Below are 15,099 nucleotides of genomic sequence, written 5' to 3'. Positions count from 1 at the left end.
CGATGCCCCTTACTGATTGAATTTCCCGACGGTATCTTTCACCTGTCCGAGAGTCGGCAATGCAGTCATCGCCCCTTTGGTCGAAGCAGCCAGTCCACCTGACACAGAAGCAAATTTCGCCATTGCCAAGGCTTCTTCCCTGCTGTATGCCGTGACCGCTTTGTCGCCTTCACTGAGCTGGTACAATATCCCTGATACGAAGGCATCACCAGCCCCTGTTGTATCCACAGCCTGAACTTTCATCGCCGCTGCCTGAACCGCGTCCTGTCCTTGCATGAAGATGTAGCTGCCATCGGCTCCGAGGGTCACGATGATCATCGGAATGTCAAAGTCCGAAAGCGCCTGGATTCCCGGTTCGATCTCGTTTTCCCCGGTCAAAAATTCAAGTTCCTCTTCGGAAATCTTCACGACATCCGCCGCACCGAGCATACTTTTGATTTCCTCTCTTGCGTGATTTTCCGAAGACCACAGTCCAAGCCGGAGATTCGGATCGTAGGAAATAATCAATCCCTTCTCCTTCGCCAGCTGAACGGCCTTTTTCGTAGCGGATTTCGCCGGTTCACTGATCAGACTGATGGAACCGAAATGAAGGACGTTATAGCCTGCATAATCCACAGCTTCCGCTTCTTCTTCCGTCAAAAAACGGTCCGCGCTTGGATCGATATAAAATTCAAAGCTCCGTTCCCCGCCTTCACCGAGTGTGACAAACACAACTCCGGTCCGTGTGTCTTTTGTAAGTGACATATGGGCTACGTCCACCCCGTAGCTTTCCAGGGTGTCTTTCATAAACCGGCCCAGTACATCATCGCCGACTTTCCCGAGAAAACCGGACTTCGCTCCCAACCTGGCAAGACCCACCGCCACATTCGCCGGGGCGCCTCCCGGGCTTTTTTTGAAGTTTTCATTGTTGTCGTCCAACGGGATAAAATCGATGAGTGCCTCCCCGAGGCTGATGATTCCTTTTGTCATAGACTTTCCTCCTTGTCAACATGCTTTGACTCGTCTTTATTATACGTACCCGGTTCGAGGAGTACAATATCATTTACGAAAACATTCGTTCAGGATTGACATAAAAAGCGCCGTCCGATCAATCAGCCTTCACCAGGCCTGATCAGACGACACTTTTATTATTTTCGCTCCGGTATCCTTCATTGTTGATTTCAAACGCTCACGGCGGAGGCGTGCCCAGGGGAAACGGTTGATCAACACTTCCTGTTTAAACCGTCAACGAACCCCCACTGAGGTACAACGTTTCAGTGGGGGCTTGAGATCGCCAAGCAGGTCTTTTCTTACAAAGGTTGACGCTCTGCGTGGTTCTTCTCAAATCACTGTTTTTGGTTGGTACTGGCGACGTACGATCGTTTTCCCACTTGCACCACCCTTCCGAAGAAGAGCAGTTCTTCCTTTCGGAAGAAACCACCACTCAGCATATAACTGGCGTGTGCTACAAGCCCCAACAAAAGTTGAGTACACATGGATGGTTGACGCACCCACTAGGCTATGCGCTAAGCAACAGCTTTACGTTTTTGAACGTCCATGATCATGGGCGTTTTTATTTTCGTTTTTTCATCCCATTCTGCTACTTGAGATTTCCGAAGGATATTTAATGCTGCATTAATGTCGGCATGGATGCATTGTCCATTTTCACAGCGATAGAAGCCGCGATATAGACGCTTCCCACTAAAGGAGTACATCGTGTTATCGCCTTTTGACCAAACCGGAATATCGTCATGATCCAGAAAACTAGCTTTAGACGTGTAGCTCTCTTCCTGCTTAACGAAACGGATGCCTTCCTTGAGACACTTGTTCTCAATAGCCGAAATCAATCTGTGGAAAGGAATTTGTACGAACTCTTGATTGTTTTTCTTCCCTAAATGCGATTCTTGTTTCCAACCGGCATTATAACCCATTACCACGGTATCGACGTTCAGTCGTTTTATCTGTTTGAACAACAAACCTACGGTTTGTGAAAGGTAGCCGTCTATTTGGAGATTTCGTTTACGCCAAAGAGAAGCGATTTGGTTTGTCACTATGCGTTTCGACAAGCCGTTTTCGATGTTTTTCTGTTTTAATTCGCTTATCTTTTTGTTGAAGTACTGATTGATGGATTTTAACTTCTTTCCATTCATCAAAAAGGCGTCTCCTTGATTCGTTGTACAACTAAGAAGATAATCTACACCTAAATCGCAACTCAAAGCTTTTGTCGTCGTTTGTTGTTTCTTCATTTGAGACATAGGTACTTCGTATACATAATGAGCCTCAAAGAACCGATCGTTTTGCTTTGGCACAATTTCAATGTAAGAAATGTTTTTATCCATTAAATTCTTTGGCATTCGCAGTCTCAAGGGACCAAAACGTTTTCTGAAAGCAGTATTCATTGGAATATTCCAATACCCGTCCTTATCCACTTTGGGAACTTGATAGATTTCGATGACACGTTTAGCCGTGGAACGAGAATACTTTGGGAACTTTGGGCGACCTGTGAAACCTTCAGGGGTTTCTTTCCACTTCTTTAACGCTTCGAAGAAGCTCTTTACTTCACTGAGTAAGGTTCTTCGAACCGCTTGTACGGAGTTGGATTGAATGCCCCAATAGTTCATATCGGCCTTCATTGCGCTGTCTATTTCTTTTGTTGTCGCCATTTTGTTTTCATTCAAATACTTTTGTTTAATCGTATATAAGCCTACGTTGCGCAAAGCCTTAGAACTATGAGACATGCGTTGCAGAAGTCGAAACTCTCTAGCGCTAAGGGTGCTGCGACCAATGTTCTGTTTTTGGGTGAACCGTTGCATATTGACTGTTTTCTTTTTCTTGCGCAATACTTTAATCGGTTTTTTCCTAGCCATTTGTGTCACCTCCTTTACCGACGTTAAGATGTTTACTTCATCCCTTGTGTTTCGATATATTTGCGAATGGTTTCAACAGGTGCGCCACCCGAAGTTAAAAGACAATAGCTGCGCGACCAAAACATTTCTTTCCATAGCGACTTTTTAATATGAGGGAAGTCGCGCTTTACTAAACGGGAACTAACGCTTTTGTAATTGTTTATTGTTTTTGACAAATCTACATTAGGAACCGAACGGAACAATACGTGAACGTGGTCACCGTCTTGATTCCACTCTTCCAATTTGATTCCCTTAGGCTCCATTAAGCGAACGAAATGATCTTTCAAATACTCTGAAATATTATTATCAATCACTTCTTTTCGGTACTTAACAACCAAGACTAAGTGGTAATACAACAAGAACACTGAATGATTATTATTATCTAATTCCAAATGGTATCAACCCTTTCCGTCTACACTACTCATTATACCATTTAACAAAAAAGAAGCTAGATATATTTTCGAACTCTTGTTCTTTTATTTAAAACATCTATCCGTCGTAAGACTGATGGCAATTCATCTCCACCTGAATCGCTGGGCTGATGCCCGTATCGCGAATCAGATGGAGTCTTCTTGCCTAGTGATGATAAAGCGGTTTGTTTTCTCCTGTAATTCAGTGCTCAAATCACTGAGCCGTTCGGCGTTCTTTCCGACGGAGTCAATGGCCTTGATCTGTTCCGCAGAAGAGGCGGATACTTCCTCAGCCGTTGCCGCAGCTCCCTCAGCCACTTCTGCAACACTGGCGATCAAATCAACGATCTGGTTCTTCTTCACGTTGACTCCGTCCAGGTCTTTGGCTAATTCATCCAGCGTCTGTGTGAGGTGTTCGATGGTCTTGACGATGCTCGTGAAGGATTCGTTTGTGTCCGTAACCGCCTGACGCTGTTCGTCTCGCATCGTGTTTGCACGTTTCATCGCTTTTTCCACTTCTTTTGTTTCTGCACCGACTTCATCCAAAGTGCTTTTGATCTTTCCTGTTGCAGACATGGACTGTTCCGCGAGTTTCCGTACTTCATCGGCAACGACAGCGAACCCTTTTCCATGTTCCCCTGCGCGTGCTGCCTCAATCGACGCATTCAACGCCAGGAGGTTAGTCTGATCGGCAAATTCGGAAATCGTATCCACCACGGTTCCAATGTCGTTGACTTTCGATGTTAGCTGTCCGATCGCTTCATTCACTTCATCAAACAATACCCCTGTGTCTTTTGTCCGGGTCTCCAGGGTCTCCACCTGATGAATGCCGGCTTCATTGGATGCCTTCATATCATGGGAGAGATTCGACATCATTTCCGCCCGATCGGTTGCCTGATTCACCTGTTCGACCAGACCGCTCATTTCCCGATTTGTCTGATCGATGTCCTCTGCCTGCCTGGCAGCACCTTGCGCCACTTCATCCACGGCACCAGCCATATCGTCACTTGTGGCAACAGATTCCTCTGCCACTGCACTGAGGTCTTCAGACATGTCCCGGGTATCTTTGGCAGATTCCTGGATGGACGAAATCAATTCCCGTAATTCCCGGGTCATATCATTGACTGAATGACCCAACTGAGCGAGTTCATCGTTTCCTTCAGCGTTCAGCTGATGACTGAAATCCCCTTTTGCCATGCGCTTTACGTGGGTATGTAAAGACGAGATCGGGCGCGTCAACTTCGCGGCTGCAACGTAGGAGGCGCCAATCGCCACCAGCACGGACACAATTCCGATAACGATGAATGTGTTTCGTGTCGTGACAAGTTCTGAGTAAAGCTCGCTGTCCTCGTAAGACGTTACCAGCTGCCAGTCGAAGGCTTCCACATCCGAATAAAAGAACGATTGACCTGCTGATGTGAATCGTCCGTCTTCCCCTTGGGAACCCGGGATACGCGAGAGCGTGTCACTGTCCATGACATCAAGTCCGACCATGGCTTCATCCGTGTGTGCAATCATCGTCTTGTTCGGAGCTATAATCCCGAGTTCACCGTTAAAAGGGACATCTGCCTGTTGGAGAATCGTGACCATTTCATTCAATGATAAGTCGATTCCCTGCACCCCGGCAATATTGCCTGCCGGGGTCTCGATCGTCCGTGCGACGGTGATGATCAGTTCTTCTGTATCAACGTCCACGTAAGGATCCGTCCAGATCACTTCCCCTTGCGATGCGACGGCATCCTCATACCAGGGACGACCGCGTGGATCAAAGTCCTCTGGCAGATCAACCTCCGGCGACGTCATCATCGTACCGCTTTCGGTGCCTAAGTATACGAGCTGTGCCCCTGGTTCTTCGTCCATAAAGGCCACATGACCCGTCGATATCGCGTTCCATAACGCATTTCCCTCTGAGGGTATGTAATCTTCTTCCGCGTATTCCTGCGTGCGTTCATCTTCCGCAAACAGCGTTGTCGTCACTCCGTATTTCCCCATATAGGCTTCAATAAACCGTTCTGCATCCTCCATGGTTGCCACTGCGGTTTCATCTGCTGATTCTTCGATTCCAGCGCTGAGCTGGAAATAGATCAGCAGTGACGTCAAGACCATGGTCAAAATCACAAGGCCACTGGTGAAAATCACTAGCTTGCCCTTCACTGACTTTATCATTCGCCCACCTCCTAAATCTTTTTATCGACATAACCTCTATTATTGTATAATTCAGTGGGACTTGCAATCTATTTTCAGGATAAAAGCGCATATTTTGTCGATTTTTGTTTTCGCAGCCTTGAGAGAAAATCCTGCCGATTGATGAACGAGCCTGAATCCTGTATTCTTGGAGATACAAGAAAGGAGTCACCCGTTATGAAACCGATTGAACCGATTACCATCCAGCGACAGCTTGATCTGTGGATCGATACCCCCTTATACGTCCACCTCGAAACCACAAATGGGGCCTATGCCAGTCATAAAAATGCCGGAATGCTGTCGGCCGGTGCATTTTTCAGAAATGCCGAAATCCGCTATGAACGAGCCAAAATAACCGGCGAAGGGCCATACCGCGCAGGTCTTGAAACCGAAATGGGCTGGCTCTATGCCGAAGGACTGACCGACTGGACGATGCAAGATGAGGACACGATGCTCCTCGCCGGGCATGATGATGTTGGCAAACTCGCTGTTTCTTTACAGCTAAGCAAGCACCCGTTTGTAAAATAACCCGCACCCGATCAAACAAAGGACGTGATGAATATGGCAGACCAACAGCTGCTGGTGGTTCTTCCGCATCCGGATGATGAAGCATTCGGTGTTGCAGGGACAATCCTGGCACATAAAGCACAAGGAAATGACGTAACCTATATTTGTCTGACACTGGGGGAAATGGGCCGGAACATGGGGAATCCCGTTTTCGCCAATCGTGAAACCCTCCCGGAAGTGAGAAGGCAAGAGCTTGAAGAAGCCTGCAGCCGTCTGGGTATCGAAGACTTAAGACGATTTGGGATGCGGGATAAAACGGTGGAATTCGCGGATCAGAATGCACTGGTCGAACGAATTTTTGATGTCATGGAAGATGTCCGCCCCAGCCGTGTGATTACTTTTTATCCCGGCTTTGCCGTTCACCCGGATCACGATGCTACAGGGCTCGCCACGGCACTGGCGGTGAAAAAGCTTCCAAAACATGAACGCCCGACTGTATGGGCGATCGCCTTCAAGGAAGGGTCTGAAGAGATCATTGGCGAACCGGATAACGTGCGCGATGTCAGCGCCTTTGCAGAGGAAAAACTGCACGTCATCGATGCACATAAATCCCAGACATCCGGGGTGATTGAAGTAATGAAGGCCCAGTATCAGGAAGGTGACGAAGAGATCATCCGCCGCATGACGACGGAACAATTCTGGACATTGGACGTGGATCAATTTTGATCATCCCGTGCCTGAAATCATACAAACATCCCGGGGTTCACGGTGAACCCCGGGATGTTTTTTGGCTTGACCAAGCCTGGTCATGTGCGTTTTCAGCGCAGCTCTTCCGTGTCGATCTCATCGGGAAGATCTGCCCGTTTATCGTATTTATACGGTAACGATGGCCCGACTAATTCGTCGAGCTTCGCCTGCATTTCAGCAGGACGGCTGACATAATAGTGAAAGGAACGATGTTTCTTCGGCATTTTGGCGGTCAAATCCAGTTGCAGGCCATCAAACGTATGACGGACGACACGCGAATTTTCAGTGACAAATTTCACTCGTTTCCATATCGGGACGAATAAAAGGAAATTCTTTGTCACGGTCATGTAGCCTTTCGTGCCACTCGCTACTTTCACACCCGGCATCATCAGTTCAGGGGTTTCATTGACAAGTTTCTTCACTTTTCGTTCAGCCAGCAGCTTTGTACCGGCGTCAAAACCAAAGGTCACAATGAGACCCAGTGCGACAGAGGAGACACTGATTGCAACTGCTACGGACCACGTTACCAACGGAATAAATAAGATCAGAATCAAAATAGCAAGTGCATAACGACGGTATCTACCGCTGAAAGGATGGCCCTGTTTAATCATTGTTCTCACCTCCGAATGATTCTAATCTTATACCCTTTTTTGGAATATTTAAAACATATTACAATGCAGTTCATCCAAAAAACGAACGTGCTCCAGTTGAGAAAGAAGCACGTTCGTTTTAATCATGCCTTGCAGATTACGGGTCCAATTGCTCGGGATCAAAGCGAAGCAAATCCCCATTGATGATCCGATCCGAAAAATCCAGTTCCTTTTGTCCGAACTCAAAGGCCTCCTGACAGTCTTCAAACGGCTTCTCACTGCCGTCCTCTGCATCAAAGCAGATTTCCTTCGTATAGATGACCTCGTCAGTAACCACGTCACCGTTTCTCAGGACAGCAAATTCATCACGATCTTCTGCCAGTAAATCTGAGCCGAACATATACATCTCCTCATCGTCTATCCCCATCAGATTCAGAACGGTCGGTAACACATCCACCTGACCGCCGACCGTTGACGAGTCAAAGGTGACATCTTCTTCACCTGGGATGTGAATAATCACCGGCACCTGATCGAGTTTGACGGCTTCGTCCGGTGTTACTTCATAACCAAGATACGAAGAAAGTTCCTCGTAGTGCGTTTCTGCGATGCCATAATGGTCACCGTAAAGGACAAAGATCGTATCATCATAAAGGCCGGCGTCTTTCATGTCTTCAAAAAAGAGCCGAATGGCTTCATCCGTGTACCGGACGGTTGGAAAGTAGCGGTTGACGATTTCACTGTCCGAGTCATGCCGATCGATGAAATGATTTTCCTCGTTGAGTTCGTACGGGAAATGGTTCGTCAACGTCAGGAACTTGGCAAAAAACGGCTGATCCATATCTTCAAGATACGGCATGGACTGTTCAAAGAAATCAATATCCAGCATACCCCAGCCGACATCGATGTCATCAGTAATGTCATAATCCTCTTCTTCAATATAGAAGTCATAGTACAGCTGCTCATACATCAGATCGCGGTTGTAAAAGGTGATGTCATTGGCATGAAAAGAGGCGGATTCATACCCTCTTTCACCGAGCTGCTTTAACAGCGGGTGAAACTCATTTTCCATTGCCGCATGGAAAACCGCTCCGCGTCCGAGAGGATAAAGGGAATTATGCATCATGAATTCTGCATCGGATGTCTTCCCCTGTCCGGTCTGATCGTAGACATTGTCAAAATAAAAACTGTCTTCAATCAATTCGTTTAAAAACGGCGTGATCTCTTCTCCGTTCAGCGTCTCATTGATCACGAAATCCTCGACGGATTCCAATGAAATCATCACGACGTTGCGCCCTTCGGCAATACCCTGAAATTCCTGGTTCGGTTCAACGTAAGACTCCTCCAGATGCTCCTGGATTTCAGTCCAGTCATCCTTTTCGGAAAAGACCGTCTGGGTAGCCGTCGCGAGATGAATATAAGCGTCGTAGACATAAAAATTATAAAGACCCATTGATTTAATGACATTATCCCGGTTAAAAGAGTGGGCACGTTCTTCCGATTGGACGACCTGGCCGGATGCAACGATGGTCAAAGCGATCACAGCCACAGCAAAGAAAGCTTTTCTTCCTTTTCGAAAGGACACCTGCGTCATCGTAAACCATTCCGTTTTTTTCCTATACAAATAGCCAATCACTGCAAGGTCAATGAAAAATAAAGGATCATACCAATGAAGGAGCTTTGCAATACTGGTGGACAGATCACCCATATTCCCGCCCATCACGAGCATCGGAAGGGTGATGATATCGAGGAATTCCCGGTAATGAACCGCATTCCCGTATAGAATTCCGGAAATCAGGGCACTGGTGATGAAGAAAAACCAAGGTTGCATCTTTTTCGAAAATAAAAGGCCGATACTGAATACTATCAACAAAAACGCCAACGGGTTCACGATAAAGACAACCATCTCCAGGAAACGGTTGATGGGCAGGTCAAAAGTTAATGTGGATACAATAAAGGTTTTTAACCACAGCACAGTCATCAGTGAAACCATCAGCCGGTTATTCGTAATAAATTGTTTCACGTTGATAACTTCCTTTCTTCTAGAGAAAACTCGTATTTTGCCAATTTAATGGAGAAATACTCAGTTGCACGTATACTTCAATCTTTTCGAAAATGTTCCCTTGCCTGTGAGGTATTACTTAAGAAATACTTCCGTGATTCAGACAATAAGTCAGGTAATTAAAGTGTAAATGCAGAACACGGGGTTGCACAATCTTTTCAGGCCGATTTACACCCTTTTGGACATTTTCAACATTTATATGTTACTGTACCCGGTCTTTTCTGCCTGTATGCCCGCTCTTTTCCCCTGTTCGATTGAAGTCCGCACATACAACAGGTAAAATGAAAGGGAATTCTAATTTGGAAAGGAAGATGCAGATGACTTCGTTACATACAAAAATTGATCAGTATGCAGAGTTAGCCGTAAAAATCGGTGTGAATATCCAGGAGGGGCAAACGCTGGTTTTGAACGCTCCGGTCGCTTCTGCGGATTTCGTCCGACTCGTCGCCAAAAAGGCCTATGAAGCCGGCGCGAAAACCGTACATGTCGAGTGGCATGACGATGACCTGACCCGGATCCGCTACGATCTCGCCCCGATGGCATCGTTTCATGAATTCCCCGAATGGAAAGCGCGCGGATTTGAAGAGATGGCCGAGAATGGTGCCGCCTTCATGACGATTAAATCCACAGATCCTGACCTCTTATCAGGCGTTGACGGGGAGAAAATCGCAGCAGCGAACAAGGCGTCGGGTACGGCGATGAACACCTTCCGTACATACATTCAATCCGATAAGGTCAGCTGGCTGGTAATCTCTGCGCCATCCGTTGCCTGGGCAGAGAAAGTCTTCCCGGAGGCCAATGGCGAGGACGCCATCAACAAATTATGGGAAGCGATTCTTGAAACGGTTCGCGTCAATACAGCGGACCCTGTCGCTGCATGGAAGCAGCACGATGAGAATCTTCAGACGAAGGCACGCTTTCTGACGGACAAGAATTACAAGAAACTGCATTATACCGCACCAGGAACGGATCTGGAGATTCAACTGCCGGACAATCACGTCTGGGTTGGCGGTGGCGGACCGAATACTGCCGGCGTTCACTTCGTGGCCAACATGCCGACGGAGGAAGTCTTTACCGCACCGAAAGCCGATGGCGTCAATGGCACGGTCACGAACACAAAACCACTCAACTACGGCGGCAACCTGATCGACGGATTCACCTTGACATTTAAAGACGGAAAGGTCGTTGATTTCACCGCCGAACAAGGGGAAGAAACTTTGAAAAACCTGCTCGATTCCGATGACGGCGCACGCCGCCTCGGTGAAGTTGCCCTCGTTCCGCACGGTTCACCGATTTCCCAGTCAGGGATCCTCTTTTACAATACGCTGTATGACGAAAATGCATCGAATCACATTGCCCTTGGCAGTGCGTATCCGACCAACCTGAAAGGTGGCGCGGATATGAACAAAGAAGAGCTCGAACAGGCAGGTCTGAATGTGAGCATCACCCACGTTGACTTCATGATCGGCTCTGGTGAAATGAATATTGATGGTGTCCTTGAAGACGGCTCGACAGAACCAGTCTTCCGTAACGGAGAATGGGCCGTTTAAGAATAACCATGAAAACCAGGTCTTCGATTTTGAATGCCTGGTTTTTTCGCCTCATTGAAAATAAATATACAATAAAACGATTGATTATTCTTTATTTATACATTAGAATGAGCTTTGCTGAATAATTATCTAGTACAAGAGGTGATCGTTTATGGATACCATGGACCAGAACAAACCGAAATCATTATTGATGTTTCTCATTCCCTCCCTGATCGGCGTGGCGATGTTTATGACGCCAATCCCTTCAGATGACGGGTTCACGATCCCTGTCGCAGTGCTCTCGGGCTGGCTGCAGGGACTGCTTGAAGGAGCACTTCCGTACATCATGACTGCTCTCATCGTGATCAGTTTTCTCGGAAGCCTCGTACAAAAAGGGTTCCGTCCATTGTGGATGGATCAGAACGCCTTTTTGCGAAATCTCTTTGACGTGTCCATCTTCTGGGTGGTTACCCGGCTGTTGGCAGCCGTTTTTGCTGTATTGACGCTCTTTGAACTCGGCGTTCCTGCCATTTACGACCCATATACAGGTGGACTGCTGTTGTATGATTTACTGCCGCTCTTATTTACAATCTTCCTGTTTGCCGGCCTGTTTCTGCCGCTCTTATTGAACTTCGGTCTTCTGGAGTTCTTCGGGGCGCTGCTCACCAAAGTGATGCGGCCCTTATTCACCCTGCCGGGCCGATCGTCCATCGATTCCCTGACATCATGGCTCGGAGACGGAACCATCGGGGTCATCCTGACGAACAAGCAGTATGAAGAAGGCTTCTATTCGAAACGGGAAGCGGCCGTGATTGCAACGACGTTCTCCGTTGTCTCCATTACGTTTTCACTCGTCATTATTGAAGAAGTGGGCTTGTCCCATATGTTCTTCCCGTTTTACCTGACGGTCATCTTAGCCGGTGTGATCGCTGCCTTGATTATGCCACGCATTCCACCCCTTTCCAGAAAACCGCAGACGTATGCGGAAGGGAAGGAACAGCCGGATGAAGCAATTCCTGATGAATACAAGGCGCAATCCTTCGGCTCAGTGAAATTCGGGGTGGATATGGCCGAGAAACGTGCTGCCGGTCAACAGGGTGTTGCAGCCTTCTTCAAATCCGGCGGTAAAAACGTCCTCGATATGTGGCTCGGTGTCGCACCGGTCGTCATGGCTTTCGGTACGATCGCCCTGATTATTGCGGAAAACACCCCGTTCTTTACGTATCTCGGTATGCCGTTTATTCCGCTGTTGGAGCTGATGCAGATCCCTGAAGCAGCTGCAGCATCGGAGACGATGGTGGTCGGTTTTGCGGACATGTTCCTGCCGGCGATTTTCGCAAGCGGCATTGAAAGCGAAATGACACGCTTTATCATCGGCTGTCTGGCCGTCTCCCAGCTCGTGTATTTATCGGAAGTCGGGGGAGTCATCCTCGGGTCCAAGATTCCGCTGAACCTTGGAGAACTGTTCATCATCTTCATCGAGCGAACACTCATCACCCTGCCGGTCATCGTGGTGATCGCGCATATCATTTTTTAAAACATATCCGTACGTATCCCTCACCGAAAAGCCGGTGAGGGATTTTTTATGCCTCATCGGAATGTATGCATGCAAATCAGGTGTTTCGCATTAAGAAAAATCGGCATACCGCCAAGTCAATGGCGAAAGCCTCAGTTGCACTTAGACTTCAATCCCTTGACGAATGTAAACATCACTATGTAGTAGAACGAAAACCCTCCCCTGATGACATCAGAGGCTACTGAAATCAAAAGGGGAGGGTTTCCATCCAGCTGTTTATTATTTCGCGATCACTTCAATTTCCACTTTGGCGCCTTTTGGCAACTTGGCAACTTCAACTGCACTTCTCGCCGGGTAAGGTTCGTTCAGGTAACTGGCATAGATCTCGTTGACCTTGCCGAAATCGTTCATGTCATCGAGGAAGATCATTGCCTTGACGATGTCACTGTAATCACGGTTCGTCGCAGTCAGTATACCTTTTACATTCTTCATCACCTGATGCGTCTGCTCTTCCACATCCTCCGAAACCAGTTCCATCGTTTCCGGAACGAGGGGGATTTGTCCCGAGCAGTAAAGCATGCCATCCACCTCGATCGCTTGTGAATAGGGGCCGATGGCGTCCGGTGCCAGATTTGTTACGATACGATGTTTGTCTGTCATGATTACGTCCTCCTATATTTTTCGCATTTTGATCTCGTTGACGAAATGTTGATTCCCTTTTAAGAGAATCAGGTCCGCCCGGTGCCGGGTCGGTAAAATGTTCTCATGCAGGTTTTTGCGGTTGATGCGCTCCCAAATATCCTGGGCGGTTCTTTCTGCTTCCTCATCTGATAAATCGGCATACTTATGAAAGTAAGATGCCTCGTTTTGAAACGCCGTTTCCCGGAGGGTTTTAAAGCGTTCCACGTACCAGCGCAAAATATTCTCTTCGGCCGCATCGACATAGATGGAGAAATCAAAATAATCGGAAACGGATACCTGATCACTGTCGTCACCGGGTTGAACTTTCGGCGGCTGAAGCACATTAATGCCTTCGATAATCACCACGTCGGGTGACGTCACCACCTGGCTTTCATCCTCGACAATATCATACGTCAGATGGGAATAGACCGGCGCCTTCACCCGGGTTTTCCCTGACTTCAGATCGGACAAAAACGACAGCAGCCGGTGCGCGTCATAGCTTTCCGGAAACCCTTTTTTATTCATGATCCCCCGTCGCTTCAGTTCGGCATTCGGATACAAAAATCCGTCTGTTGTCACCAGTGAAACCCTCGGGTGATTGTCCCAACGCGACAACAGCGTGTGCAGCACACGTGCAATTGTACTTTTGCCCACCGCAACGCTGCCGGCGATCCCGATGATATAAGGCACCTTCTTCTCTTTCGTGTGTAAAAATCGCGAGCGGCTGCGGTATAGCTCCTGAGCTGCATTCGCATGGAGGTTGATCAGTCGCGTCAACGGCAGATAAATATCTGCCACTTCCTGCATATTCAACACATCGTTGAGTCCCTTGAGTTCTTCGATTTCCTCCGGTGTGATTTCCATGGGGTAGGATTGCCTTAATTCTGCCCATTCTTGACGGTCAAACGACATAAAAGGAGAGATCTGTTGTTTCGTTTTCATCAGCCAGCACCTCATTCGTACCTGTCCGCTGCAGGTCACAAATTGTCCATCATTTAAAAAAGATGATGTCATTGTAACACAGGATGGGCCTTTCGCTTAACGAAAAGATTGTTTTTACTGAAAACGGTTTCTCTGAACCGGCATCACGGCATCCAGTTCACCTTTCCCGGCAATCTCATTCCGCCGTCGAGGCGAATGACTTCGCCGTTGAGCATCGGGTTCGAGATGATCGATTTTGCCATCAGCGCATATTCATCCGGTGAACCGATCCGGTCCGGAAACAGCATCTCGCCTTCCATCAGGTCCTGCAGACTCTGCTCCATTGATTGGTACATCGGGGTATAAAAAGGCCCCGGAGCCACTGTCATCACCCGGATGCCAAAGGGTGCCAGTTCTCTGGCAAGTGGCAATGTCATGCTGTTTACGCCCCCCATGGAGGCGGAAAACGCCGCCTGCCCCGGGAGACCTTCGTACGCCGCAATCGCGCTGGTCTGAATGATCACGCCTCGTTCACCGTTTACATCCGCCTGGTTGTCTTTCATGATCTCAGCCGCCAGACGGGTTACATTAAACGCACCCACGAGGTTCACTCTGACGATTTCTGAGAAGACATCCATTGTGTGTGTGCCTTTTTCTTTCAGCACCTTCTCCATGTGAAAGATGCCAGCCGTATTGATGACGCCATGGATGTCACCGTAACGTTCAATCCCCCGGTTCAGACTGTTTCTCACCTGGAATTCCGACGTCACATCCGCTTTTTCGAAGGCGACACGCGACCCGATATCCTCTTGCAGGGCACGACCCTTCAGTTCGTTCTGATCAAGAATCAAAACGAGTGCGCCGTAATGAACGAGCATACGGACCGCCGCCTCACCAAGTCCTGATGCACCGCCTGCCACAATAAACACTGAACCCTTCATATCCATACTGCATTCCCCCTCCGTTTACTCTGTTACCTGTTAACTTAGTCACGATCCCCCGAAAATCCTGCTTCGCTACTCATTTTGCAATTCCTTGAAGAAATCAACCGAGTAGGATACATTGTAAAC

General features: G+C 47.9%; 14 protein-coding genes. 4 read left to right on the top strand and 10 right to left on the bottom strand.

Annotated elements, in window-relative coordinates:
- Positions 1 to 9: 9 nt before the first annotated feature.
- The 5 genes from BBEV_RS00500 to BBEV_RS00485 form a co-directional block, all read right to left on the bottom strand.
- The gene (locus BBEV_RS00500) at positions 10 to 969 is read right to left on the bottom strand and encodes a carbohydrate kinase family protein (RefSeq protein WP_069363668.1); all 960 of its coding nucleotides are present in this window, start codon (positions 967 to 969) and stop codon (positions 10 to 12) included.
- A gap of 356 nt (positions 970 to 1,325) precedes the next feature.
- Complete coding sequence (locus BBEV_RS17715) at positions 1,326 to 1,475, bottom strand: hypothetical protein (RefSeq protein ID WP_232318196.1); 150 nt, start codon at positions 1,473 to 1,475, stop codon at positions 1,326 to 1,328.
- Between the two features lie 30 nt (positions 1,476 to 1,505).
- On the bottom strand, positions 1,506 to 2,846 hold the full coding sequence (locus BBEV_RS00495) for an RNA-guided endonuclease InsQ/TnpB family protein (protein ID WP_069363667.1): 1,341 nt from the start codon (positions 2,844 to 2,846) through the stop codon (positions 1,506 to 1,508).
- A 32-nt stretch (positions 2,847 to 2,878) separates the two neighbouring features.
- Positions 2,879 to 3,277, bottom strand: coding sequence for an IS200/IS605 family transposase (tnpA, locus tag BBEV_RS00490; protein WP_069363666.1), 399 nt, complete (start codon positions 3,275 to 3,277; stop codon positions 2,879 to 2,881).
- Positions 3,278 to 3,442: 165 nt separating this feature from the next.
- A complete protein-coding gene (locus tag BBEV_RS00485; protein WP_069363665.1) occupies positions 3,443 to 5,461 on the bottom strand; it encodes a methyl-accepting chemotaxis protein in 2,019 nt (672 codons plus the stop codon).
- Positions 5,462 to 5,656: 195 nt separating this feature from the next.
- Here BBEV_RS00485 and BBEV_RS00480 point away from each other — a divergent pair, with 195 nt between their 5' ends.
- Entirely contained in the window at positions 5,657 to 6,007 is a 351-nt protein-coding gene (locus tag BBEV_RS00480; RefSeq protein ID WP_069363664.1) for a YojF family protein, read from the top strand.
- 33 nt (positions 6,008 to 6,040) lie between these two features.
- Positions 6,041 to 6,712 carry a bacillithiol biosynthesis deacetylase BshB2 gene (gene bshB2, locus BBEV_RS00475; RefSeq protein WP_069363663.1) on the top strand — a complete coding sequence of 224 codons (672 nt, stop codon included), beginning with the start codon at positions 6,041 to 6,043 and terminating at the stop codon, positions 6,710 to 6,712.
- A 92-nt stretch (positions 6,713 to 6,804) separates the two neighbouring features.
- Here the strand turns inward: bshB2 and BBEV_RS00470 are convergent, their stop codons facing one another.
- Positions 6,805 to 7,344 (bottom strand): hypothetical protein, encoded by a 540-nt coding sequence (locus tag BBEV_RS00470; RefSeq protein WP_069363662.1) that lies wholly within the window; start codon positions 7,342 to 7,344, stop codon positions 6,805 to 6,807.
- A gap of 136 nt (positions 7,345 to 7,480) precedes the next feature.
- On the bottom strand, positions 7,481 to 9,343 hold the full coding sequence (locus BBEV_RS00465; RefSeq protein ID WP_232318231.1) for an LTA synthase family protein: 1,863 nt from the start codon (positions 9,341 to 9,343) through the stop codon (positions 7,481 to 7,483).
- A gap of 356 nt (positions 9,344 to 9,699) precedes the next feature.
- On the opposite strand from BBEV_RS00465, the gene BBEV_RS00460 reads away from it, so the two are divergent.
- Together BBEV_RS00460 and BBEV_RS00455 are read left to right on the top strand one after the other, a co-directional pair.
- The gene (locus BBEV_RS00460) at positions 9,700 to 10,932 is read left to right on the top strand and encodes an aminopeptidase (protein ID WP_069363661.1); all 1,233 of its coding nucleotides are present in this window, start codon (positions 9,700 to 9,702) and stop codon (positions 10,930 to 10,932) included.
- A gap of 160 nt (positions 10,933 to 11,092) precedes the next feature.
- A complete protein-coding gene (locus BBEV_RS00455) occupies positions 11,093 to 12,448 on the top strand; it encodes a YjiH family protein (protein ID WP_407690254.1) in 1,356 nt (451 codons plus the stop codon).
- 258 nt (positions 12,449 to 12,706) lie between these two features.
- On the opposite strand, the gene BBEV_RS00450 is transcribed toward BBEV_RS00455, so the two are convergent.
- The 3 genes from BBEV_RS00450 to BBEV_RS00440 form a co-directional block, all read right to left on the bottom strand.
- Positions 12,707 to 13,087: a RidA family protein gene (locus tag BBEV_RS00450; RefSeq protein ID WP_069363659.1), complete on the bottom strand. Its 381-nt coding sequence runs from the start codon at positions 13,085 to 13,087 to the stop codon at positions 12,707 to 12,709.
- A gap of 12 nt (positions 13,088 to 13,099) precedes the next feature.
- Positions 13,100 to 14,050, bottom strand: coding sequence for a type I pantothenate kinase (gene coaA, locus BBEV_RS00445; protein ID WP_069363658.1), 951 nt, complete (start codon positions 14,048 to 14,050; stop codon positions 13,100 to 13,102).
- Between the two features lie 143 nt (positions 14,051 to 14,193).
- Complete coding sequence (locus BBEV_RS00440; protein ID WP_069363657.1) at positions 14,194 to 14,976, bottom strand: SDR family NAD(P)-dependent oxidoreductase; 783 nt, start codon at positions 14,974 to 14,976, stop codon at positions 14,194 to 14,196.
- Positions 14,977 to 15,099 lie beyond the last annotated feature (123 nt).

Origin of the sequence: Salisediminibacterium beveridgei, from assembly GCF_001721685.1 — a bacterium.
GTDB classification, from domain to species: domain Bacteria; phylum Bacillota; class Bacilli; order Bacillales; family Salisediminibacteriaceae; genus Salisediminibacterium; species Salisediminibacterium beveridgei.
The sequence above is the reverse complement of the archived record's forward strand: the minus strand, read 5'-3'. Positions and strand labels throughout refer to the sequence as shown.

Excerpts from the sequence above, each read along its gene's own strand:
- BBEV_RS00500 (WP_069363668.1), bottom strand. The coding sequence starts at position 969 with ATGACAAAAGGAATCATCAGCCTCGGGGAGGCACTCATCGATTTTATC.
- BBEV_RS17715 (WP_232318196.1), bottom strand. The coding sequence starts at position 1,475 with ATGTGTACTCAACTTTTGTTGGGGCTTGTAGCACACGCCAGTTATATG.
- BBEV_RS00495 (WP_069363667.1), bottom strand. The coding sequence starts at position 2,846 with ATGGCTAGGAAAAAACCGATTAAAGTATTGCGCAAGAAAAAGAAAACA.
- BBEV_RS00485 (WP_069363665.1), bottom strand. The coding sequence starts at position 5,461 with ATGATAAAGTCAGTGAAGGGCAAGCTAGTGATTTTCACCAGTGGCCTT.
- BBEV_RS00480 (WP_069363664.1), top strand. The coding sequence starts at position 5,657 with ATGAAACCGATTGAACCGATTACCATCCAGCGACAGCTTGATCTGTGG.
- bshB2 (WP_069363663.1), top strand. The coding sequence starts at position 6,041 with ATGGCAGACCAACAGCTGCTGGTGGTTCTTCCGCATCCGGATGATGAA.
- BBEV_RS00470 (WP_069363662.1), bottom strand. The coding sequence starts at position 7,344 with ATGATTAAACAGGGCCATCCTTTCAGCGGTAGATACCGTCGTTATGCA.
- BBEV_RS00460 (WP_069363661.1), top strand. The coding sequence starts at position 9,700 with ATGACTTCGTTACATACAAAAATTGATCAGTATGCAGAGTTAGCCGTA.
- BBEV_RS00455 (WP_407690254.1), top strand. The coding sequence starts at position 11,093 with ATGGACCAGAACAAACCGAAATCATTATTGATGTTTCTCATTCCCTCC.
- BBEV_RS00450 (WP_069363659.1), bottom strand. The coding sequence starts at position 13,087 with ATGACAGACAAACATCGTATCGTAACAAATCTGGCACCGGACGCCATC.
- coaA (WP_069363658.1), bottom strand. The coding sequence starts at position 14,050 with ATGAAAACGAAACAACAGATCTCTCCTTTTATGTCGTTTGACCGTCAA.
- BBEV_RS00440 (WP_069363657.1), bottom strand. The coding sequence starts at position 14,976 with ATGGATATGAAGGGTTCAGTGTTTATTGTGGCAGGCGGTGCATCAGGA.